General features: G+C 52.8%; 17 protein-coding genes and 1 pseudogene. 11 read left to right on the forward strand and 7 right to left on the reverse strand.

What is annotated here, in order from left to right:
- Positions 1–59: 59 nt before the first annotated feature.
- Genes AAGF34_RS04675 through AAGF34_RS04700 form a run of 6 tightly spaced genes read left to right on the forward strand, consistent with a single transcriptional unit; the run spans position 60 to position 6375 of the window.
- Positions 60–1202 carry an acyl-CoA dehydrogenase family protein gene (locus AAGF34_RS04675; protein WP_342619469.1) on the forward strand — a complete coding sequence of 381 codons (1143 nt, stop codon included), beginning with the start codon at positions 60–62 and terminating at the stop codon, positions 1200–1202.
- Positions 1199–2680: a class I adenylate-forming enzyme family protein gene (locus AAGF34_RS04680; RefSeq protein ID WP_342619470.1), complete on the forward strand. Its 1482-nt coding sequence runs from the start codon at positions 1199–1201 to the stop codon at positions 2678–2680. The genes AAGF34_RS04675 and AAGF34_RS04680 overlap by 4 nt, the downstream gene beginning before the upstream one ends.
- A gap of 8 nt (positions 2681–2688) precedes the next feature.
- A complete protein-coding gene (locus tag AAGF34_RS04685) occupies positions 2689–3510 on the forward strand; it encodes an enoyl-CoA hydratase-related protein (RefSeq protein ID WP_342619471.1) in 822 nt (273 codons plus the stop codon).
- Positions 3488–4669, forward strand: a complete 1182-nt coding sequence (bktB, locus tag AAGF34_RS04690; protein WP_342619472.1) for a beta-ketothiolase BktB — start codon at positions 3488–3490, stop codon at positions 4667–4669. The genes AAGF34_RS04685 and bktB overlap by 23 nt, the downstream gene beginning before the upstream one ends.
- Positions 4670–4725: 56 nt before the next feature.
- A complete protein-coding gene (locus AAGF34_RS04695) occupies positions 4726–5592 on the forward strand; it encodes an NAD(P)-binding domain-containing protein (RefSeq protein WP_342619473.1) in 867 nt (288 codons plus the stop codon).
- A gap of 30 nt (positions 5593–5622) precedes the next feature.
- Positions 5623–6375 (forward strand): AraC family transcriptional regulator, encoded by a 753-nt coding sequence (locus AAGF34_RS04700; protein WP_342619474.1) that lies wholly within the window; start codon positions 5623–5625, stop codon positions 6373–6375.
- A 15-nt stretch (positions 6376–6390) separates the two neighbouring features.
- Here the strand turns inward: AAGF34_RS04700 and AAGF34_RS04705 are convergent, their stop codons facing one another.
- The 7 genes from AAGF34_RS04705 to AAGF34_RS04735 form a co-directional block, all read right to left on the reverse strand.
- Entirely contained in the window at positions 6391–7323 is a 933-nt protein-coding gene (locus tag AAGF34_RS04705) for an FAD-binding protein (protein WP_342619475.1), read from the reverse strand.
- 34 nt (positions 7324–7357) lie between these two features.
- Complete coding sequence (locus AAGF34_RS04710) at positions 7358–8113, reverse strand: electron transfer flavoprotein subunit beta/FixA family protein (protein WP_342619476.1); 756 nt, start codon at positions 8111–8113, stop codon at positions 7358–7360.
- A 22-nt stretch (positions 8114–8135) separates the two neighbouring features.
- The gene (locus AAGF34_RS04715; protein WP_342619477.1) at positions 8136–8846 is read right to left on the reverse strand and encodes an ABC transporter ATP-binding protein; all 711 of its coding nucleotides are present in this window, start codon (positions 8844–8846) and stop codon (positions 8136–8138) included.
- Positions 8846–9688, reverse strand: coding sequence for an ATP-binding cassette domain-containing protein (locus tag AAGF34_RS04720; protein WP_342619478.1), 843 nt, complete (start codon positions 9686–9688; stop codon positions 8846–8848). The genes AAGF34_RS04715 and AAGF34_RS04720 overlap by 1 nt, the downstream gene beginning before the upstream one ends.
- A complete protein-coding gene (livM, locus tag AAGF34_RS04725) occupies positions 9685–10995 on the reverse strand; it encodes a high-affinity branched-chain amino acid ABC transporter permease LivM (protein WP_342619480.1) in 1311 nt (436 codons plus the stop codon). Before livM ends, AAGF34_RS04720 begins: the two co-directional genes overlap by 4 nt.
- A gap of 5 nt (positions 10996–11000) precedes the next feature.
- A complete protein-coding gene (locus AAGF34_RS04730; RefSeq protein WP_342619481.1) occupies positions 11001–11915 on the reverse strand; it encodes a branched-chain amino acid ABC transporter permease LivH in 915 nt (304 codons plus the stop codon).
- A 75-nt stretch (positions 11916–11990) separates the two neighbouring features.
- Positions 11991–13094, reverse strand: coding sequence for a branched-chain amino acid ABC transporter substrate-binding protein (locus AAGF34_RS04735; RefSeq protein WP_342619482.1), 1104 nt, complete (start codon positions 13092–13094; stop codon positions 11991–11993).
- Between the two features lie 412 nt (positions 13095–13506).
- Between AAGF34_RS04735 and pruA the strand changes: the two genes are divergently transcribed.
- The 5 genes and pseudogenes from pruA (at position 13507) to AAGF34_RS04760 (ending at position 21207) form a co-directional block, all read left to right on the forward strand.
- Positions 13507–15057: an L-glutamate gamma-semialdehyde dehydrogenase gene (gene pruA, locus AAGF34_RS04740; protein WP_342619483.1), complete on the forward strand. Its 1551-nt coding sequence runs from the start codon at positions 13507–13509 to the stop codon at positions 15055–15057.
- Positions 15058–15078: 21 nt separating this feature from the next.
- Entirely contained in the window at positions 15079–16296 is a 1218-nt protein-coding gene (locus AAGF34_RS04745) for a pyridoxal phosphate-dependent aminotransferase (protein WP_342619484.1), read from the forward strand.
- The gene (locus tag AAGF34_RS04750) at positions 16293–17450 is read left to right on the forward strand and encodes an FAD-binding oxidoreductase (RefSeq protein ID WP_342619485.1); all 1158 of its coding nucleotides are present in this window, start codon (positions 16293–16295) and stop codon (positions 17448–17450) included. The genes AAGF34_RS04745 and AAGF34_RS04750 overlap by 4 nt, the downstream gene beginning before the upstream one ends.
- Before the next feature lie 169 nt (positions 17451–17619).
- Positions 17620–18202, forward strand: a pseudogene (locus AAGF34_RS04755) (IS3 family transposase); the annotation flags it as partial.
- A 113-nt stretch (positions 18203–18315) separates the two neighbouring features.
- Positions 18316–21207 (forward strand): EAL domain-containing protein, encoded by a 2892-nt coding sequence (locus AAGF34_RS04760; protein WP_342619486.1) that lies wholly within the window; start codon positions 18316–18318, stop codon positions 21205–21207.
- Positions 21208–22052 lie beyond the last annotated feature (845 nt).

Consider the following 22052-nt stretch of genomic DNA (forward strand, 5'->3'; position numbering starts at 1 on the left):
TTTTCAATTTCTTTATGTATGATTGTACGGACATTGAACTTCACCTCTGGAGAACCATCATGTACGTAAATTTAAATTACAAGGATCCTGCTTGGGCAGAAGCTACGCTAAAGCTCGTTCAAGACATTGCAGTTGACTGTGAAGAAGAACTTTCTCATTGCGAAAGCGAAGGACGCTTCCCTGCAGAGACGTATAAAGAAATGGGCAGGCGAGGCCTGTTGGGTGTCATTACTCCTGAAGAGTGGGGTGGTTACGGTGGGGATGCACCCGAGTACTGCTTCACCACCGAAGCCATGACTCGCTACAACCTTGTCTCAAGCCAAGTACAAATTCAAGGCATGAGGTGGATGCTTCAGTGGGCCACTCCTGAGCAAAAGGAAAAATATCTCCGGGGAATGGTCAATGGCACCATTGTTTTTTCCGAGTCCATTTCTGAACCAGGCGCAGGGTCTTCTTTGAAGAAACTGAACACAACGGCACGCCGCAGCGGGGGAGACTGGCTCATCAACGGAGAAAAGATTCACATCAACCTGGGCGCGGAAAGCCACGTAACACTCGTATACGCAATGGCTGAAGAAGGCTTGACTTCCTTTCTAGTAGATACCGACCTGCCTGGCGTAAGCAGAAAGCACTCCGCCCCGCTGGGATACCGATTCCTCCCTACTGCGGACATGAGCTTCAACGACGTTCGGGTACCAAATTCCGCGTTACTGGGGGCTCCTGGCCAGGGCATGGAGACCTTCCTATCGACATTCAATGTGAGCCGGCTGGGGAACGCTTCCGAGTTGATTGGACATGCCACGCGCGGACTGGCCTTAGCTACTGACTACGCAAAGGGACGCAACGTTGGAAACAACAAAGTCACGGATTTCCAAGGCATTCAGTGGACCTTGGCCGACTGCTACAGCTCCTTGTACGGTGCATCTCTCGCGCGTGACCATGCGGCTAATCTGGTGAAGGCTGGGCAGGAACACGCATTTGCTACCAGCTTGGCAAAGAAAATGGCGGTGGAAGCTGCTGAGAAAACTGCCAACGAATGCTTCGCACTGACCGGTGGATACGGCCTCTATCGCGACAAGCCATGGGGGCAGCTATTGCTTGAAATCAAAACGCTGCGAATCGCAGGCGGGTCTGTCGAAATTCTTCGCAACTACGTAGCGCAGCAAATTCTCAAGGACGAACACCTGAAGGGCATGAAATGAACAACATTGCAGAACTGATTCTCTCAGCGGCCAAGAAGTCGCCCGACGCGGCATTTGGCACTTTTCAGCAAAATGACCGCTTGGATGCCGTCGTTGAAAGAGCGCAAGTCGTAGCTAAGGGTCTGACGGCAGTCGGTCTAGTTCGCGGCGACGTTGTCGCAGTCATTGGCAACAACAGCGGGTCTTACCTCGTGACCTGGATGGCCACTCAATTTGCTGGCCTCCAGGCAGCGCTCATCAATCCAGCCTATCCCGACGAACTGTTAGGGGGCATGCTGGACGACCTGTTACCCAGAGCCGTCTTGTGGGTGGGCCGAGATGCCGCAAGTCTCATCGCCCGTGAAGAGACGCAGTTGGATATGCAGACCGCCTGGTCCGGAAAAATCAATGTGCTTAAAAATGATGGGCGCGCAGGTGCTACCTCAGGCTCCGGCATTGATTGCACGCAAGAAGAGATATCGGCGTACATCCACACGTCAGGAACAACGGGCCGACCCAAGTTCTGCGCTTTGAGCCACGGCTATTTTCTGCGGTTGGGGCGCTTTTTTGCCGACACCCTTTGCCTCACTCGACTGGATACGGTTTGCGCCCCCCTTCCTCTCTTCCACATTAACCCAATGGGATATGGCGTAGTCGGCGCACTCACTGCCAACGCGGCTCTGTTGTCCACTGACAAATTCTCTGCTGGTGAATTCTGGGCGGACGTGCGTAACAACGACGTCACCGCCATCGTTCTGCATGGGCCACCGGCCAATCTGCTAAAAGCCAAGACAACAAGCGAGGATGCAAAAGGCCATAAAGTCCGCGTCTCTTTCCTTACGGACCCTGCTTTCCTCAAGCAATTCAACATTTCTGTGGGCATTGGTGGCTACGGATCGACCGAAGCCGGAGGGTTGTGCCACAGCTGGCACCTCCGTGCTGACGATACGGGCCTTCCTGTCGAAGGCGCAACCCATATGGCCGGCCGATCACGGCACGACATTGAGCACCGGATTGGAGAAAACGGAGAAATCTTCGTGCGCGGAAAGCATTCGCTCACCTTGTTCTCTGGCTATTCTAAGGGGGGACAAATTGTTCCCCAGACGGATGCCAACGGCTGGTTTGCAACTGGTGACCGTGGTCGACTAGATGAGTTCGGCAATCTGATTTTTGTTGAACGCATAAGCGAGTCGATTAGAGTCAATGGCGAATATGTCCCCATTGACTTCGTTGAAGCACGGCTCAAACAAGCTAAGTCGTTGGGCGAATTTGCCTTGTGGCGAGTCGACTCACCGTCTCGTGGCCACGACGTGGTTCTGTACACCACATCGGCCGAGGTCGAGATGCAGGAAGTCAAGGATGCGATCAAGGATTTACCCAAGTACATGCATCCTGGCATGCTGCATCAAATCCCCCATCTGCCGCGCGACCCCGGAGTGGGAAAGATTCAACGTCGATTGCTCAACGACTTTGAGCGCATCAGTTCCGTAAAGATTTGAGCCAAAACATGCCCTTTCTAACGGTTACTCGAGAGAACGGCGTGGTGGTTGCCACCATGTCTGAGCCCTCTACAAAGAACGCCATTACGGACAACAGTGCCGTAGACGAATTCGACGCTCTTTGCCAGGAGATTGAAAACAATCCAGAAGACAAGGTGCTCATCATCACTGGAAATGGGAAAGTCTTTTCCTCTGGTGGAAACATAAGCACAATGTATCGTTGTATGAGCTCAACGATGCCGGCCTTCGAAATCGTTGAAGACTATCGCAATGGGATTCAACGCCTTCCGTTGCTGCTGCGAGCACTCTCCGTCCCAACCATTGCTGCAGTCAATGGGCCGGCCATTGGCGCCGGTTGCGACTTGACTTGCATGTGCGACGTTCGCATAGCATCCACTGAAGCGACCTTTGCTGAGAGCTTCATTCACTTCGGAATCGTTCCAGGTGATGGAGGAGCCTGGTTCTTGCCTCGCATTGTGGGCACGGCGAAAGCCGCTGAAATGAGCTTCACGGGCGATGGCATTTCCGCCGCCGAAGCGTTGGGCATTGGCTTAGTAAGCAAAGTCGTGCCGCCTGGTGAACTGATGGCCGCTGTAAAGGAATTAGCGGCACGTATGGCCAGGCACGGCTCAGCAGCTTTAAGACTGACAAAGCGTCTGCTTCGTCAATCTGAAGAGCAGGATCTAAAAGCGCTTTTGGACATGTCTGCAAGCTACCAAAGCATGCTGCACAAGACTAACGAACATAGGATGGCTGTGGCCGACTATGAAGAACGCAGGGCCAACACAAAATTGAATAGAGAAAAAAATGGAAGAAGTCGTTGTAGTTAGCGCCGTTCGTACTGCCATTGGTACCTTTGGCGGTAGCCTGAAGGACGTGCCGCCAACGGAGTTGGGTGCACTGGTAGTGCGCGAATCGCTCTCGCAAGCAGGCATCGAGGGCAAAGATGTGGGGCACGTCGTATTTGGACATGTAGTCAACACCGAACCCAAAGACATGTATTTGTCACGAGTCGCAGCCATCCAAGGCGGCTGCACGGAGTCCACACCGGCATTTAATGTCAATCGCCTCTGTGGCTCGGGCCTCCAAGCCATCATCTCGGCAAGCCAGGCCATCCAGCTGGGAGACTGCGATATCGCAATTGGTGGTGGCGCTGAAAATATGAGCCGTGCGCCATACGCCAGTTTGACCATGCGTTGGGGGGCCCGAATGGGTGACATCAACATGGTGGACATGATGGTTGGCGCACTGCACGACCCATTTCACAAGGTTCACATGGGCGTGACTGCAGAAAACATAGCCGCTAAATACGGCATTTCTCGCGATCAGCAAGACGCATTGGCGGTCGAAAGTCACAACCGTGCCGAAAAGGCCACGGCAGCAGGCCATTTCAAAGACCAAATTGTTCCAGTAATGCTAAAGAGCAAGAAGGGGGAAGTCGCCTTTGAAAGTGACGAACACTTCCGATCCAACTGCAAACCTGAGGACATGGCAAAGCTTAAGCCAGTTTTTCTGAAGGAAAACGGCACGGTTACAGCAGGAAATGCATCTGGTATCAATGACGCGGCAGCAGCCGTGGTGTTGATGGCCTCGAGAACGGCCAAGAGCCGTGGCTTGGCACCTTTGGCCCGCCTAGTTGCATACGCACATGCCGGCGTGGACCCCAAGTACATGGGCATCGGTCCAGTTCCGGCTACCCAGCTGGCACTCGCCAAGGCGGGGCTCCCGGTACAAGACCTTGACGTAATTGAAGCCAATGAAGCTTTTGCTGCTCAAGCATGCGCCGTTTCTCACGTATTGGGGCTGGACCCGACAAAGGTCAACCCGAACGGATCAGGAATATCGCTCGGTCATCCGATTGGAGCGACCGGGGCACTCATCACGGTGAAGGCGCTGCATGAGCTCAAGCGAATTGGCGGCCGGTATGCACTTGTGACCATGTGCATCGGCGGTGGTCAGGGCATTGCTGCAATTTTTGAACGCATTTGAGCGGAAATGAGCAACCGCCTCGGTATTTGGTAAGTACAGTTAGCAAGGAGATAAGAATGTTGTTTGCATTGATTGGAATGGGTGAAGTTGGCCGGTGTTACGCCCGCCCTCTGAAAGAAGCCGGCTATGACCTCGTTCTCTGCGATCCACGCCCCAGCACAGCTTCGCAGCAGATGGCCGATGAATGGGGTATCCCTATCCATCAGTCCATCGGCGAATGGGTGAAAGAGGCAAATTGGGTGATTTCCTGTGTCACGGGTTCCCATGCATTGGCGGTGGTTGAGCAGGCACTGGCACACATTGGCTCGCAAACCAGAATTTGTGACATGACCACAGCGAGCCCGACCACAAAGCGTACCGCGCTAGCGCTTTGCGAAAAGGCCGACGTCGCCTACGTCGACACAGCAATCATGGGTGCAATTTCCCTGAGTCTGATTAAGACTCCTTTGCTCAGCGCAGGAAAACATGCTGATGAGTTCTCCACACTGCTTGAGAAAGCCGGCGGCAAGGTAACAGTCATACAAGACGGCAAGGCCGGTGACGCTATCTCCTTGAAAATCCTGCGCAGCATCTTCACCAAGGGGATGGAAGCTTTGAGCGTTGAAATGCTGATGGCAGCCGAGACGCAAGGCGTAAGAGAGAAACTCTTCGAACTCCTCTCGGATATTGACAACACACCGCTTCGCACATTTATCAATATGCTTGTGCGCACACACGTGATTCACGCCAAGCGCCGGGCGCACGAAGTACATGATGCCGCAGAAGAACTCGCGAGTCACGGGCTGCCGTCCGCAGTTCTGCCTGGCATCGAGGCTCGTTTTCAGAAGACAATTGCGAGCTTGGAAAGTACTCCTGTGGGTGAAGATGATCCGTCCATCGATACAGCAATCCAATGGCTACTGACCACAAGTAAGGTGTCCTGACCCCCAGCCAAGACAACTTGAATGTCATTAATGTTGAGCGACTACCGAATCCTTCTGCATTGCATGGCAAAGACGCCAGGCCTGTTGGAGACAATTTTTGACACGTTTCCGGATGTGCTCTTCTTCGTCAAAGACCTTGAAGGAAGGTACATCTGGGGAAATTCCGTCCTGGTCAACCGCAGCGGGTTTAAGTCGCGAGATGGCATTCTTGGCAAGACGGCTGACGACCTTTTCCCGGCCAGCGGGCAGAGTACCATGACACAAGACATGCAGGTCATAACAAGCAAACGCCCCATTGAGGAGGCACTGCGTATGTACCGCGTCTTGGGTGGGGCGCGATACTGGTGCCTGAGTTCGCGATACCCTTTGTTCAATGACAAAAATGAAGTGGTAGGTCTCTTTGGCCTTTCGCGTGACCTTCCGCGTCCAAACGAAAGGCACCGGAGTTACTTCAGGTTAGCAAAATTTCTGGAGTACATCGATAAGAATATCGGCGAAGGTGTGCTTATTGCCGATGCGGCTAAACAAGCCTCCATCTCCATGGACACCCTGGCCAGGTTGGTATACGAGGTGTACCATCTCAAACCGAAGCAGCTTTTGATGAAAAAGCGCATCGACCAGGCTTGCCAGTTGCTGGAGCAGACCTCCCAGTCGATTTCCGAAATATCAAGCGTCTGTGGATATGTTGACCAGAGTGCCTTCACAAGGCAATTCAAGGTCGCAACTCACATCACACCTGCCCAATACCGCGTCACTCATCAGGCAGCTCAAGTCATCAATTGAGCCGCCGACCTGGGTCTACAGTGCTGAAACCATCTGCGGGATGGCTTCAAACAAATCTGCTTCCAATCCATAGTCGGCAATGGCGAAAATGGGAGCCTCTGGGTCTTTGTTAATCGCAACAATGACCTTGGAGTCTTTCATCCCTGCCAAGTGCTGAATTGCCCCGGAGATTCCCGCGGCGATATACAACTGGGGTGCGACGATTTTCCCAGTCTGTCCAACCTGGAGGTCATTGGGCGCATAGCCAGCATCCACTGCGGCTCGAGATGCACCTATGGCAGCCCCAAGCTTGTCAGCGAGGGGGGTAATAACTTCCACGAACCTCTCTGAGCTACCCAAAGCCCGGCCACCGGACACGATAATCTTCGCTGCGGTCAAATCTGGCCGGTCATTTTTGGAAACTTCACTCCCCAAGTACCGTGTCTTGCCGTTGCTACTGGTTGCAGCGAGTACCTCGCTGACAGCATTGCCCCCAATAGCAACAGCGGCATCAAAGCCCGTCGTGCGAACTGTCAGGACCTTGATAGGCTCCAAGCTCTGCACTGTAGCGACGGCGTTTCCCGCATAAATGGGTCGCTCAAATGTGTCGGAGCTGACGATTTTGGTGACGTCACTCACCTGAGCTACGTCCAGCTTGGCAGCCACACGTGGAGCGATATTCTTACCATTAGAGGTGGCGGGGAACAGAATATGGCTATAGTGCGATGCAATCGCTAGCACTTGATCTGTCACATTCTCGGCCAAACCATGAGCAAAGCACTCATCGTCCGCATGCAGAACTTTACTCACACCAATAATTTTGGAGGAAGCAACCACAGCTTCTTCGGCTTTTTTTCCAACCACCAATACGTGTACATCCCCCCCACAGGCAACTGCGGCAGTCACCGTGTTTAGCGTTGCGGCTTTAAGAGAGACATTATCGTGTTCGGCAATAACCAGTGCAGTCATTTTTGTATACCTCGTTGTTTTTTTGTGTGCTAACTTAGATGACTTTCGCCTCGTTCTTGAGCTTCTCGACAAGCTCGGCGACGCTCGCCACTTTGACACCAGCGCCGCGTTTCGGTGGATCAGTAACTTTGAGTATTTTTAGACGGGGAGTGACGTCGACACTGAGCTCCTGTGGGCTGAGAATCTGGATAGGCTTCTTTTTGGCCCTCATGATGTTGGGTAAAGTCACGTAGCGTGGCTCGTTGAGGCGCAAATCGGTAGTAATAACCGCCGGAACAGAGAGTTCGAGCTTCTCCAGGCCACCATCGACTTCGCGGGTCACCGTAACCTTCTCGCCAGCGACTTGGACTTTGCTCGCGAATGTAGCCTGGGGAAGCTCTCCTAAGGCGGCCAGCATCTGACCGGTCTGATTGGCATCATCGTCAATTGCCTGTTTACCCAGAATCACGAGGCCAGGCTGCTCTTTGTCCACAAGCGCTTTGAGCAGCTTGGCCACCGACAGAGGTTCTAAGTCGAGCCCAACAGGGGTCTCTACCAAGATGGCGCGGTCTGCGCCGATAGCCAAGGCGGTACGCAGGGTCTCTTGGCACTGTGCCACCCCGCAGGAGACGGCGATGATTTCAGACGCAACACCCGACTCCTTCAATCGAACTGCTTCTTCAACGGCGATTTCGTCGAACGGATTCATGCTCATTTTGAGTCCGACGGTTTCGACGCCACTGCCATCGAACTTCACTCTTACCTTGACGTTGTAATCAACAACGCGTTTAACAGCGACCAACACTTTCATTTGAACCACTCCAAAAACAGAATCAATGTTCACCGGCAAGGTACGCTGCCCGTACCTCTGCGCTGTCGAGCAGCTCCTTCCCCGTACCTGATAGGACAACCTCTCCATGCTGGAGAACGTAGGCACGATGAGCCAAGCGCAAAGCGTGGTGTGCGTTTTGTTCGACAAGCAATATGGTCATTGAGTGCTCACGGTTGAGTTCAGCAATCACGTCAAAAATCTTCCGGATATAAATGGGTGCAAGCCCCAAAGATGGTTCGTCCAAAAGCAGAAGTCTGGGGCGGCTGAGTAGTGCGCGTCCGATGGCCAGCATTTGCTGCTCTCCTCCAGACAAAGTGCCTGCGCGTTGATTTTGTCGCTCTCCCAGAATGGGGAACGTGTCGAAAATGCGTTTGAGATCGCATTCCCAATTCGCAGGGTCAGAATGACTTGCTCCCATCTGCAAGTTCTCCATGACCGACATACGCGGAAAAATCCTGCGACCTTCGGGTGAAAGAGAGATACCACGCCTAGCCACCAGATGAGGTGAAAGTCGCGATACCTCTTCACCCTCGAAGTAGATGCCGCCCTTGGAAACTCGGGGCGACGAGAAGATACTTGTCATCAGCGTCGACTTGCCCGCACCATTTGCCCCGATGAGCGTGACGATTTCACCAGGGTGAACTTCAATGTTGACACCCTTGAGGGCGTGCACGTGTCCGTAATGGACGTGAACATCACGTAGTTCGAGCATCACTGTCCACTCTCCATTTCAAGCTGTACATCTTCGACCTCGGGCTCCCCCAGATAGGCAGCGATGACGTGAGGATCGTTTTGGATCTGGTTCGGGCTACCCACAGCAATCTTCTTGCCATAGCTGATGACGTAAATCTCATCAGAGACATTCATCACAACGCTCATGTCGTGTTCAACGAGGAGAACCGAAACTTTGTCGTCGTGAGACAGAGAGAGCAGCAAGTCGTTGAGCGCGAGCGACTCCTTTGGATTCAATCCAGCCGCCGGTTCGTCCAGGCATAGAAGCATTGGCCTCGCGCACATGGCCCGGGCAATCTCGACTCTGCGCTGCACACCGTATGAAAGTGCGCCGGCAGGCGTGTCTGCAAACGAGGTCAGTGAGAACCGACGCAACAAGCTCCATGCGTGGTCGACTGCTTCCCGCTCTGCTCGCGTATACCGCGGAAGCTTCAACAAGCCTGCAATCGAGAAACCACTGGCTTGGAAAAGACGATTGTGTTGAGCAACAATGAGGTTCTCCATCACTGTCATCTTCGGGAAGAGACGAATGTTCTGGAATGTCCGCATGACGTTTGCATGGCTGGCCACTTTATGGGTGCTCATGCACTCCAGTTGCATGTCCCCGTTTTCGGGGTGATGCATCACGACGCTACCACTTGTTGGCTTGTAAAAGCCTGTAAGGCAGTTGAAGAGCGTAGTCTTTCCGGCTCCATTTGGACCAATAATCGAAGTGATTGAGCCCTGGTTAACTGACATGCTGAGACCATCTATGGCGGTTATCCCACCAAACTTCATGGTCAAATTACTTACCGTCAGAATTTTCTTTTTGGCGGCGCTCATTGGCAGGCCCCCTTCAAATTAGTGGACTGAACGATTCCGCCTTGCTTCAGTTTCTCAACTGAAATCGTAGACTTTCGCTGCGACAGAAGTCCGGAGGGTTTAACAATCATGATTACGACCATCGCGGCGCCAAATACCAACATTCGATACTCCGCAAAACTGCGGCCAAGCTCGGGAAGTAATACCAAGAGACAAGCTGCCAAGACGACGCCCAGCTGGCTGCCGCTTCCACCAAGCACGACGATGGCCAAAATAGTGGCGCTCTCTCCAAAGGTGAAACTCTCAGGCGAGATAAAGCCCTGTCGCGCAGCGAAGAAGATTCCGGCTATGCCGCCCACCATAGCACCCAATGCGAAGGCGGACAGCTTGACGTTGGTCACATTGATACCAAGTGCCTTGCAGGCAATTTCGTCTTCACGCATTGCCTCCCACGCTCGGCCTATTGGCAAGTGCCGCAAGCGCAGGACGACCAAATTGATAGTAACGGCCATTACAAGAATCAGTGCATATAGAAAAACTGTTCTGTGCCAAACCGAGTAATCGAGCCCAAAGAAAGACGAGAAAGTATTGATGTCTTCGGACGATGAGAACGGCAATCCAAAGAACGATGGCCTGGGAATGGACGTTATCCCGTTGGGACCGTTGGTCAAGTCAGTCCAGTTGATAAGCACGATGCGAATGATTTCTCCAAAGCCAAGTGTCACAATGGCCAGGTAATCGCCACGCAGTCGCAAAGTCGGGTAACCAAGTAGTACGCCAAAGATTGCGGCAAGTGCACCGGCCATCGGTATGGACAGCCAGAACGAGAAATCGAAATGCGTTGAAAGCACGGCGTATGAATACGCCCCTACCGCATAGAAGGCGACGTAGCCAAGGTCCAGCAATCCGGCCAACCCAACGACGATGTTCAATCCCCACCCCAACAACACATAAATGAGAACTGTGGTTGAGACATCTATGATGTATCTGTTGTCAAAAAATACGAATGGAATTCCAATTGCAACCACGCCTAAAGCAAAGCCGAGGTAAGTAGTTGCTCGTGGAGTTGGCGTGGCATCAACTTGTTCCGAGCTAGCTGGTTTGAGTTTTTCCCCTCGGATGAACCATTTGAGGATAAATGCTCGAAATATAAATACGGAAGCGGCAGCAGAGAATAGCCAGCTCCAACGGGTTTGAACTTGCAGAGTTCCACCAGAGTCAACAGTGGTTAGCCCAAGCAGGGGAAGTCCGACAATAAGCATCATCAATGCCGCCAGTGCTGCGTCGACAAACTTTGCCTTCATGTCATCTTTTGAAGTCGTATTCATGTCACTCATACCTTCTCAACTTCCGGACGACCAAGCAACCCAGAAGGTCTAAACAACAAAACCAGGACCAGTATTGAAAATACGACAACGTCTTTATATTCAGCAGAGAAGTAGGTACCGTAGAAAGCCTCTACCAACCCAATAATCAAGCCGCCCAACATTGCGCCAGGTAAAGAGCCAATACCGCCGAGAACGGCTGCAGTAAATGCCTTAATGCCGGTGACGAATCCAATGTAGAAGTCGACAACACCGTAGTAAACGGTTACCAATACACCGGCCAGCGCCGCCAGTGCCGCACCAATCATGAAGGTTATGGAAATCGTGCGTTCTGCATTGATTCCCAGAACTCGCGTCATGAACTGGTCTTGTTCACAAGCACGCTGTTGCCTACCAAATGCGGTTTGGGTAATCAGCCAGGTGAATGCAGCCAGAGCCACCAAGGTGACCACCACTATCAGAACCTGCGCATGCGACACGCGCACGTCCCAACCAAAGTAAATCCCAACATCGAAGCCACCGGTCAACATTGGAGGAACCTGTTTTAGACGAGCGCCCTGGGTCAGTTGCACCGTGTTTTGCAGGAATATTGAGACGCCAATTGCTGATATCAGTGGAGCAAGCCGGGTGGAACCACGAAGCGGACGATACGCGACTCGCTCCACCGCCCATCCATAGAGCGAAGTGAACGCGATGGTGACTACAAGAACCACAGTCAGAGTTAAGGGAACTGATGTGACGCCAACCGAGGCCAGCATTGTGAACGCCGTAACTGAAATGAAGGCTCCTATCATGAAGACGTCGCCGTGGGCGAAGTTAATCATTCCGATGATGCCGAAGACCATGGTGTAGCCGATGGCAATGAGTCCATATAACGACCCAAGCGTTAGCCCGTTAATGAGTTGCTGAAGGAATTGAGACATTTAGAGACCCGGTGATTTAAGCGATTTCCACAAATTGAAATGACGCAGTGGAATCTCCACTGCGCCATCGAGATATCACTTGGCCAGGTCGTACTGGCTACCCTTCCATTGGTAAACGGCGAACGCAGGTGCCTTCGGGTCACCCTTTGCGTCGAACTCTAGGCTGCCCAGCACCGTGCTGAACTTGCCCGCAGAAAGAGCTTTTTGCACATCTGCAAACTTCTTACTCTTGGCAGCATCGATGGCCTGTGCATAAGCCTGCACAGCACCGTAGCAAAACAGCACATAGCCATCAGGTTCGTACCCTGCAGCACGGAATTTCTTGACCGCTTCGGCTGATGCAGGGTACTTGCGTGGGTCCGGGTAGAACGTGAACAGCAGACCGTCAACAGCTGCGCCGGCAGCGCTGTAAAGCTCGGAGTTGGTGCTAGTGTTACCGCTCATCGTGGTCATCTTCAGGCCACCTTGGGAGGCTTGGCGCAGGATGAGGCCGAGTTCAGTGTAGTAGCCACCATAGAAAGCGACTTCAATACCACCTGCTTTGAGCTTTGAAATGAGGGCGGTGTAGTCTTTTTCGCCGGCAGTGATGGACTCGCGCATTGCAGGCGGGTTCTTCAATTCCTCGAGGGTCTGAGCAACCACATCGGCTTGGGCCTTGCCATAGGCACCCTTGTCGTCAATGACGGCAAACTTCTTGCCAGCATATTTGCTGACCAGGTACCTTGCAGCAACCGCACCTTCTTGGTCGTCACGGCCAGTGATTCGGAAGACGTTTTTCAGTCCCCGGTCAGTTACCTTGGCATTGGTGGAAATGGTAATCATCGGAATCTGAGCTTCGCTGTACACCTCAGATGCTGGGATGGTCGAGCTGGAACAGTAGTGTCCAACTACAAAGTCAACCTTCTTGTTGACAAAAGTGTTGGCAACAGCAACGGCTTGTTTGGGGTCGCATACGTCGTCACCCACTTCAACACGAACCTTCTGACCAAGCAGGCCGCCCTTCGCATTCAGTTCTGCCACGGCAGCTTCGACGCCACGCTTCATTTGCTCACCACCAGATGCGTATTGTCCGGTCATGGGACCGGCCACACCGATAACGATATCGGCCGTAGCGCCTGAGGCGCCTGCCACGAGACCAAGGCCCGCAATCGTGTTGAACCAGCTACGTGTCGAAATCATATGAAATTCCTTTCGTGTCTTGGAAGACGTGTTGATTGAGGAGAGCTTTCGCTCGCCGATTTGCATCGCTGCGCAACTGCACAGCTGCCGAGGGATTGTGTTGAGAGGTACAAATTCAGTATTGGGAAATTGCCTGCATCTATATGCGGAAATCTGCATGCAAACCTGGGGTTTTCACCAATATGGTGTGAAAATTTGAAGCTTCACAAAGTTGGTGCTTCTATTGGTATTTATGCACTCAACTGATACAAATGGGTATCTTTGCTTCTCATACGGAGAATCTCTGATTATGCGGATTTCCGCATATTCACACGGAAGGCCGGTCAAGACTTAAAGGTGCAGGTTCCACACAATGACTCCATCTCCAAGGGACATGCCTTTGGAGTCCTTCTTTCATCTTTAGGAGCCCCAAATGCACGTCCTACCTTTCGCAAACGAGCCTATCGAATCCTTTGGCACCCCTGAAAAGCTCAACGAAATTACCACTGCACTCAAAGACGTCAAAGCCCAGTTTGGGAAGACCTACCCGATGGTCATTGATGGCATCAAGATTCATACTGATTCGACGCTGGTGTCTACGAATCCATCCACTCCGAGCGAAGTGGTTGGTCGCGCCGCGTGCGCTACCCGCGACCACGCTGACGCGGCTCTTAAGGCGGCCTGGAAGGCATTCGAGTCGTGGAAGCTCTGGAAACAGGAAGACCGTTCACGGGTTCTGCTCAAGGCAGCGCAAATCATGCGCAGCCGCAAACGAGAGCTCGAAGCGTGGCTGATTTACGAAATCGGCAAAAATTACGTTGAGGCCAGCGCTGAAGTAGCTGAAATGATTGACTTCACCGAGTACTACGCACGCTTAGCGCTGAAGCATGTGGGCAGTCAAGGCAACCTTTTAGCCGTCCCCGGCGAAGAGAATTCCAGCTTCTACATTCCTTTGGGCGTGGGTGTCACCATTGCCCCCTGGAACTTCCCCATGGCGCTGATGACTGGTATGACCGTTGGTGCAATCGTAGTTGGCAACACCATTGTTGCCAAACCGGCTGAAGACACTATAGTGTCCTTGTCCAAAGTCTTTGACATTTTTGAAGAAGCGGGCCTGCCTCCTGGCGTTGTGAACTACCTGCCGGGCAAGGGCGGCGAAGTTGGTGCCTACCTGGTAGAGCATCCTCAAACCCGATTCATCAACTTCACTGGAAGTCTGGCGACTGGCAAACGAATCAATGAAGTGGCCGCCAAAGTCGGAGAAGGTCAGCGCTGGTTCAAGCGTGTGTTCCTCGAACTGGGCGGCAAGGATGCCATCTTGGTGGATGAGACCGCCAATCTGGACGATGCAGCTCTTGGCGTTATACAAAGTGCCTACGGCTACCAAGGTCAAAAGTGTTCGGCCTGCTCGCGGTTGATTGTGGTGGATAGCGTGTACGACGCTCTACTTGAGCGTGTCGTAGAGCGCGCAAAGGCACTGAAAATTGACCTGGCCGAGAAAAACCCGAACTTGGGCCCAGTCTGCAATGCCGCTCAAGATGCGAAGGTCAAGGAGTACCTCGAAATTGGCAAGAAGGAAGGCAAATTGTTGACCGGTGGACGTCGCTTGGACGTTGAAGGCTTTTTCTTCGAGCCCACCGTGTTTGGCGAGGTGTCACCCACGGCGCGTATTGCTCAGGAAGAAATCTTTGGTCCCGTCGTTGCGGCCATTCGTGTCCCCAACTTTGAAGAAGGCTTGCGAGTCGCCAATGACACTGTTTACGGTCTGACTGGCGCCCTTTACTCCGCGGACCGTGCACGCATCGAACTGGCACGCCGCGAGTTCCATGTCGGCAACCTGTACTTCAATCGCAAATGCACTGGTGCCCTTGCTGGAGTTCAGCCGTTTGGCGGCTTCAACCTGACCGGCACAGACACGAAGACCGGCGGCCCGGATTACCTACTTCAGTTCCTGCAAATGAAAGCTGTGGCAGAACGCTTCTAACAACGTACTAAGTCACCATTCATGTCTTTTATTGCAAAACGATTGGAAGTCATCGCTCCTGCGGAAACCATGGAGATGGCTGCGCGCGCAGCGGCGCTGCGTCACTTGGGGGTGGACGTGGTGTCCCTTTCACAAGGGGAGCCTGACTTTCCTACCCCGGAGCATATCCAGCAGGCCGCAATCCGGGCTATGCGCGAAGGTAAAACGCGTTACACAGAAGCATCCGGAATGCTGTCTTTACGGGAAGCGGTAACCCGGAAATTGGAGCGAGACCAACGGCTGCAGTATTCGGCTGACCAGGTGACCATTACCGCTGGCGCAAAGCAGGCTATCTTTAATGCCTTCTTTGCATCTCTCAATCCCGGCGACGAAGTTATCGTGCCGGCACCTTGTTGGGTTTCTTATCCCGAAATTGTCAAATTGACGGGGGGAATTCCGGTAGTGGTGGAATGCCCACGTAAATCGGGCTTCAAGCTGACGGTTGAGCAACTTGAGAAACACATCACTTCGAAGACCAAATGGTTGATGCTGAACTCGCCATCGAATCCCACTGGCGCAGTGTACTCCGCCAAAGAGCTATCCGCTCTGGCCGCGGTACTTCGCAAGCACCCTAGTATTTGGGTACTTACAGACGACATCTACGAGAAGTTGGTCTATGGCGAAGCGCATTTTGTGAACATTCTGGAAGTGGCACCAGACCTGTCAGCGCGGACCCTGATTATCAATGGTGTGTCCAAGATGTACTCCATGACGGGATGGCGTATTGGATATGCCGTTGGCCCTCGTGAACTGATAAAAGCTATGACCCTCGTTCAGGGTCAAAGTACAAACAATGCAAACGCCGTAGCACAGGTTGCTGCTGCTGCTGCTCTGGATGGTGACCAGTCTTGCGTGCAGGAATTCCGGACCGCATTCAATGCCCGTCGTGATCTGGTAGTGAACGCTATCAATAGCATCAAAGGCCTATCTGTTGAGTCTCCAGATGGTGCTTTCTATGTGTTTGTTTCTTGTGCGGGAATCCTTGGGAAGCGAACCCCTCAAGGTGCCGTGCTTGAAACTGACCGGGACTTCGTACGGTACTTGCTGGACTCGGCTCACGTGGCTGTTGTCTCCGGCACAGGATTCCTCCACTCTCCGTTCTTCCGTGTGTCGTACGCTGCGAGCATTGACCAGTTGCGCGAGGCAGTGGAACGTATAAAGAACGCTGTAGATGCGCTGGGCGAAGGAGATAAATTTTGACCAAAAAGACAGTCATCATTGGTGGCGGAGGCGTTGGCTCATCCATCGCTTCATTCCTTTCATCGACTGCGCCTGACGAGGCCATCACGGTCATTGAACGTGACCCAACTTACCAGACCGCCTCTTCAAGTCTCTCGGCCAGCTCCATTCGACACCAATTTTCAACTCCTGTGAGCATTGAGCTGTCCAAGTTTGGCTACGAATTCATGCGTGGCTGCTCTACAGATGGCAAACCTGGTTCGGGCGTCGGTCTGACGAATCGGGGGTACCTATTCCTCGGGACACAAACCCAGGCACCTTTTCTGCGCTCTCGTACTGCAACTGTTTTGTCCATGGGCGGGACAGTGCAAGAGTTCGACAAGAGCAGCCTCTCGCAACGCTACCCTTGGCTCAACGTCGAAGACATTGAATACGCATCAGAAGGTACTTATGGTGAGGGATGGTTCGATGGATACATGCTGCAGCAGTGGTACCGAACTACCGCGCGCAGTAACGGCGTGAACTACATCAAGGGTGAAGCCGTCGGATTCGAAACCAATGACTCACGTGTTACAAAGGTCATTCTGGGCGACGGAACTGCTATCGAATGTGACCGCGTCATTAACGCGTGCGGTGCTTGGTCAGCCTCACTGGCCAAGCAATTGGGCTTGACATTGCCCATTCATGCCAAACGGCGCACCATCTTTGTGGTATCGACTCCGCAACATATCGAAAATTTCCCGATACTCATTGATTCGTCCGGTATTTTTATCCGTCCAGAGCAACACCATTTCATCTGCACGGTTGTTCCAGAGGAGTCGGAAGACCACGACGATCTGCCGTTAGACCCGGACTTTTCACTCTTTGAAGAGCGTATCTGGCCAACTCTGGCAGAGCGGATTCCCCAGTTCGAAGCATTGCGCGTCGAAAGAGCTTGGGCCGGATATTACGAAGTCAACATCCTTGACCAGAATGGTCTTGTTGGAAAAATGGGGCCAGAGAACCACTTCGTGGCGGCCGGATTCAGTGGTCACGGCCTCATGCAAAGTGCGGGCGTCGGACGTGGCATGGCTGAATTGCTTCAGTACGGCGAATTTCGCAGCATTGATTTGGCTCCTCTATCCCCCGAGCGACTGCAGACCGGGCGTCTCATAGTCGAAGACGCAGTCTACTGACAGCACCACCTCCTGCATTTGTCCCATAGTGCTAAGTCCAAGTGGCACTGATGGAAAGCCCTGTTCCAAATCGCCGTCCAGCGTGTTATTCGTCGTTTTACTTCATTTCAAAAAAGCAAATGAACAACACTTGAAACTCAGGGCTCCACTCCTCTTTCCAATATTGAACCAACTATTGTCCGCGGGGATGCTAGAAAACGAGATGACGAAAGAAGCCTTGGGGGAAAAAAGTGGTGAGCGCACCGGCCAGACGCGAACTGGTTCGCCACATGATCAGCCACGTGCTGAGCGAACGTCGTTCGTCGCGTATCATCGGCATGATCACCAGTGCGTACCGTTATGAGCCCGCACCGGAGCGCAACTGCGCACTCAAGGAGAAGATCATCGCCCTGGCACAGCGGCATAGGCTCTACGGTGCTGGCATGATCTATCCGAAGCTGCGCCAGGCCGGAGAAGTCGTCAATCACATGCGAGTCGATTTCCTGTACGCCGAAGCTGGTTTGCAGGTGAAGAAGCGCAGACGCAAGAAGATGCCGCTGAGCGAACAGCGCCCGCTGGAGCGCCCAACGGTGGCCAATCAGGTGTGGTCCATGGACTTCGTGTCTGACCGTATCGCTGAGGGGCGCAGCATCAAGAGCCTCTCGGTGGTGGAAGGCGCAACCCATGAGGCCGTGGCGATCGTTCCAGAGTGCGCATTGGGCAGTAACCAACTTGTGCACCTCCTGGAGCAGTTGGCCACGACACGAGGGTTACGCGTCACTTAAATTTAGGGAAACATCGCCTGATCAATTGGTCGAAGTCAGATTGGCCAGTTCAAGGAAGGAATAAACAAGTTGTAGGATACGGTCCACAGGGTCAGAAAGAATTGTTCAAAACTGACATCGGAGATTGTGTGTTAGAGCAAAGAATAACTACCGTTGAACCGCTTGCACCAAGTGCCATACCTGATTTCATTCGAGCGTTGGGATATGCTTTGGACTTGGGTACCGAAAGCGTATTTATCTGCGATGATGAGATTCGTTTCGTGTATGTGAACGATGCTGTCATTCGACAATTGGGATACAGGCGGGACGAACTGCTGCGGATGGGGCCGCCCGACATCGATTTAAATATTACGAGAGAGAAATGTCTCGATATTTTTCAAAATCCCCAGGGCTTTCCGTTCACTTTTGAGACAGTGCATCGAACGCAAACTGGGAAGGTAATTCCGGTCGATATTCACGGAATCAATCTTGACATTGACGGACGGCGCTACGCCGTGGCCATTGCCAGAGACATCTCTGCACGAAAAAAAATGAATGAGGAATTACAGCGTAATGAAAAATATCAACGCACATTGCTCAACAACTTTCCTTTTTCCGTTTGGCTCCAGGATCCAGATGGGCGTCTGTTGATCGGAAATGACGCATTCGCCCGCGATGCAGGTAAGGCGTCAATTGACGATTTAGTTGGACTAACCATCTTCCCCTCCGAACAGTCCTTGCGCTCGACTGCGGATGACATCACAGTTATGTCTACTGGGAATGCTCTTCATATTGAGGAAAAACGCCGCGGTCCAGATGGCAATTTCTACTGGGCGGAAACTTGGACAGCCCCTTTGCTGGTCGAAGGACAGATGCAGGGTACTGTCGGCTATTCAAGGGATATCTCCAGTCGTAAGCAAACCGAGAACAGTTTGGCCAAAACTCTGGCCTTTGTTCAGGGCGTAATTGATGCATTTCCTGATATCTTGTTTGAAGGGAGCCATGATGGCCGCTACCTCAATGTGTGGACGCGCAACCCCGAATTGCTAGCAGCTAGCCGTGAAAACATGCTGGGTCGCTCGCTTGACGAGGTGCTGTCTCCGAAAAGCGCGGCAATTGCCTGGGCGGCATTCCGTGAGGCCAATCTCACGGGGACGTCACATGGGAAGATCATCTCCATTGACACACCAGTGGGGCTGCGTTCGTTTGAAATCTCAGTGTCGCGCATGCAGCTAAGCGACGACCCAAATCCCCACTTCATCACGGTGTCACGCGATGTCACTGAACGCATACGTCTGCAGGCAGAACTTGAAAATCGAGAACACGAATTTCGCACTTTGGTTGAGCATTCTCCCGATGCGATAGCACGCTTCGACCTCGAACAGCAGTGCCAATATGCCAATCCGGTGTTGGCGCAGTCTCTAGGTTATGCAAGTTTGCCATTGAGGGGATTCACGCCTTGTGCCTTATTCGGGACTGACACAGGAGCAATGCTCACCGAGCGTCTGCAAAAGGTACAGGATAGCCACCAGCGAGCGGAGTTCGACATGTACTGGAAAAACACTCAAGGGCGCCAGAGCTCCATTCTAGTTAGTCTGACTCCTGAATTTGACAATACGCGTGCACTGGCTAGTGTGCTCATGGTCGGGCGTGACATCACCGAGCTGAGGACTTACCAAGACACGATCCATCAGATGGCTTTTTACGATACGCTGACTGGTCTCCCCAACAGGGCACTGTTCCACGAGCATTTGACACAGTTGCTGGCTGACGCGGCTTACCACGGCCAGCTTGCTGGAATCATGGTTGTGGATGTGGATCGATTCAAGGACGTCAATGACACATTGGGACACGGAACCGGTGATCAATTATTGAAAGAGGTCGCGACCCGTTTGCGGAATTGTGTAAGGACCTACGACACCGTCGCTCGCTTGGGTGGCGATGAGTTCGGTGTCTTGTTGCCCAAAATCAAGAAAGCAGAGAACTTGGGCCATGTGGCGAGCAAGATTCTGTCGGCCCTGAACCCTGCCTTTGATCTCGCGGGGGGGGAGATCTTTGTCACGTGCAGCGTTGGCATCGCGGTCTACCCGCAGGACAGTGAGCACGAACAAGAGCTGCTTAAGTACGCGGGCTCCGCCATGTACTTTGCCAAACGGTCCGGACGCAACGGCTTCCGATTTTATGCAAAGGAGCTAACGGCCAGCGCGCAGGCCCGTCTGTCGTTGGAGTCGGATCTGCGGCGAGCCACAAAACGGCAAGAATTGATGCTGCACTACCAGCCAAAGGTAAGCCTGAGCACCGGTGCCGTTGTGGGTTGTGAGGCTTTGTTGAGGTGGAACCACCCCGAGCGCGGGATGGTATCGCCAGTACAGTTCATATCAGTGGCAGAAGATATTGGTGTAATCTGTGAAATGGGTCGATGGGTGTTGCAAGAGGCTTGCAAAACGGCAATAGCCTGGAACAGAAACACCGGGGCGGGAATGCATGGCTACAAGGTTGCGGTCAATCTGTCACCTAGGCAGTTCTTCGAGTCGAACTGGCTGGAGCAGCTCATCGATATCGTCCGTGACACTGGGTGCGCGCCGCATTGGCTAGAATTTGAAATTACTGAAAGTCTGTTACTGGACGAAGACGACCGTGTGCTGCCTGCGCTGATGGCCTTGCGTGACTTAGGCGCCACCATTGCGATTGATGATTTTGGAACTGGCTATTCTGCATTAGGGTACCTCACGCGGTTTCCGATAGACACTTTGAAGATTGACCGCTCTTTCGTGCAAACCGTTACCACCGATCGCTACCGCAGCGAGCTAGTCAAGGCCATATTGTCCATTGCTCGTTGCCTCAACCTCGTTGTAGTTGCCGAAGGTGTTGAGAATCCGGAGCAAGCCGAATTCTTGAATTCCGAGGGCTGTCAGCTCGCCCAAGGTTTTCTGTACGGCCGCCCCGTCCCAAAGGATCAGTTACTTGTATTGCCCGAACTAATTTCGCAGCGGGTCAAACTTGATCAAGCTTAGAGTTTGGAAGTGCACAACGGTTGGCAATATACGGCCGATCAGTGAAGTACTTCGCTATGTGGAAGCGCCACCGACGTCCCCTCGTTTTCAGTAGCACTGAGCTTTGGAGTCTGGGGTTAATTTAACTGGTTTTTGAATCAGTGTTTCTTGCATAGATAGCCGGAGTCATTCCGCCCAGTGATCTATTTGGCTGCTCCTCGTTGTATTCCCTGCGCCAGACTTCAATGACAACACGGGCATACCGAAAACTGGTAAACCAATGCACATTCAAACGTTCATCCTGGAACCGCCCGCTGAATGATTCGAAGTAGGCGGTCTGGTTAGGCTGCCCGGCTCGATCAAAAACAACTGAACTCTCCGTGCATGCGTGCGCCTATGTCAGCACGGCTCGGCTGCAGAGCTCCTTGCCGTAATAAATGCAGATCCTGATCTCAAATGAAAGGCGCTGACCGCTGTGGCGGCCAAGATGGCTCGAGTTGCATATGGAGTGATTAAGAAGAATGTGCCGTTTCGGCAGTTTTTCGAACAGAGTTTGCTCAGCGGATCGATCCCTCTCAGTAGGGCCGTCGAGGTACCGGCTCGAGCTGGAGACCACTTGGATAATGCTTGGACCTTCCGCTGGGCTGCTTACATTGATTTAGGTACGGTAAAGATCGGGCTGGTCACAGCCAGGAATCTTGATTCCACTATGGTTAACTGAGACACCTATTGATGCGGAAGACTGCTGAGACCTCTGTTGCTTCTTCTTTGAGTATTGCCGATTCGCCAGTGCGGACCGGCATGGGATGCTGTTGCCATTTTTTGACAAACCTATTACATTTAGTACGTTGTCGGTTCTGATGGCT

Source organism: Rhodoferax sp. GW822-FHT02A01 (assembly GCF_038784515.1).
Lineage (GTDB): Bacteria > Pseudomonadota > Gammaproteobacteria > Burkholderiales > Burkholderiaceae_C > Allorhodoferax.

Excerpts from the sequence above, each read along its gene's own strand:
- AAGF34_RS04675 (WP_342619469.1), top strand. The coding sequence starts at position 60 with ATGTACGTAAATTTAAATTACAAGGATCCTGCTTGGGCAGAAGCTACG.
- AAGF34_RS04680 (WP_342619470.1), top strand. The coding sequence starts at position 1,199 with ATGAACAACATTGCAGAACTGATTCTCTCAGCGGCCAAGAAGTCGCCC.
- AAGF34_RS04685 (WP_342619471.1), top strand. The coding sequence starts at position 2,689 with ATGCCCTTTCTAACGGTTACTCGAGAGAACGGCGTGGTGGTTGCCACC.
- bktB (WP_342619472.1), top strand. The coding sequence starts at position 3,488 with ATGGAAGAAGTCGTTGTAGTTAGCGCCGTTCGTACTGCCATTGGTACC.
- AAGF34_RS04695 (WP_342619473.1), top strand. The coding sequence starts at position 4,726 with ATGTTGTTTGCATTGATTGGAATGGGTGAAGTTGGCCGGTGTTACGCC.
- AAGF34_RS04700 (WP_342619474.1), top strand. The coding sequence starts at position 5,623 with ATGTTGAGCGACTACCGAATCCTTCTGCATTGCATGGCAAAGACGCCA.
- AAGF34_RS04705 (WP_342619475.1), bottom strand. The coding sequence starts at position 7,323 with ATGACTGCACTGGTTATTGCCGAACACGATAATGTCTCTCTTAAAGCC.
- AAGF34_RS04710 (WP_342619476.1), bottom strand. The coding sequence starts at position 8,113 with ATGAAAGTGTTGGTCGCTGTTAAACGCGTTGTTGATTACAACGTCAAG.
- AAGF34_RS04715 (WP_342619477.1), bottom strand. The coding sequence starts at position 8,846 with ATGCTCGAACTACGTGATGTTCACGTCCATTACGGACACGTGCACGCC.
- AAGF34_RS04720 (WP_342619478.1), bottom strand. The coding sequence starts at position 9,688 with ATGAGCGCCGCCAAAAAGAAAATTCTGACGGTAAGTAATTTGACCATG.
- livM (WP_342619480.1), bottom strand. The coding sequence starts at position 10,995 with ATGAATACGACTTCAAAAGATGACATGAAGGCAAAGTTTGTCGACGCA.
- AAGF34_RS04730 (WP_342619481.1), bottom strand. The coding sequence starts at position 11,915 with ATGTCTCAATTCCTTCAGCAACTCATTAACGGGCTAACGCTTGGGTCG.
- AAGF34_RS04735 (WP_342619482.1), bottom strand. The coding sequence starts at position 13,094 with ATGATTTCGACACGTAGCTGGTTCAACACGATTGCGGGCCTTGGTCTC.
- pruA (WP_342619483.1), top strand. The coding sequence starts at position 13,507 with ATGCACGTCCTACCTTTCGCAAACGAGCCTATCGAATCCTTTGGCACC.
- AAGF34_RS04745 (WP_342619484.1), top strand. The coding sequence starts at position 15,079 with ATGTCTTTTATTGCAAAACGATTGGAAGTCATCGCTCCTGCGGAAACC.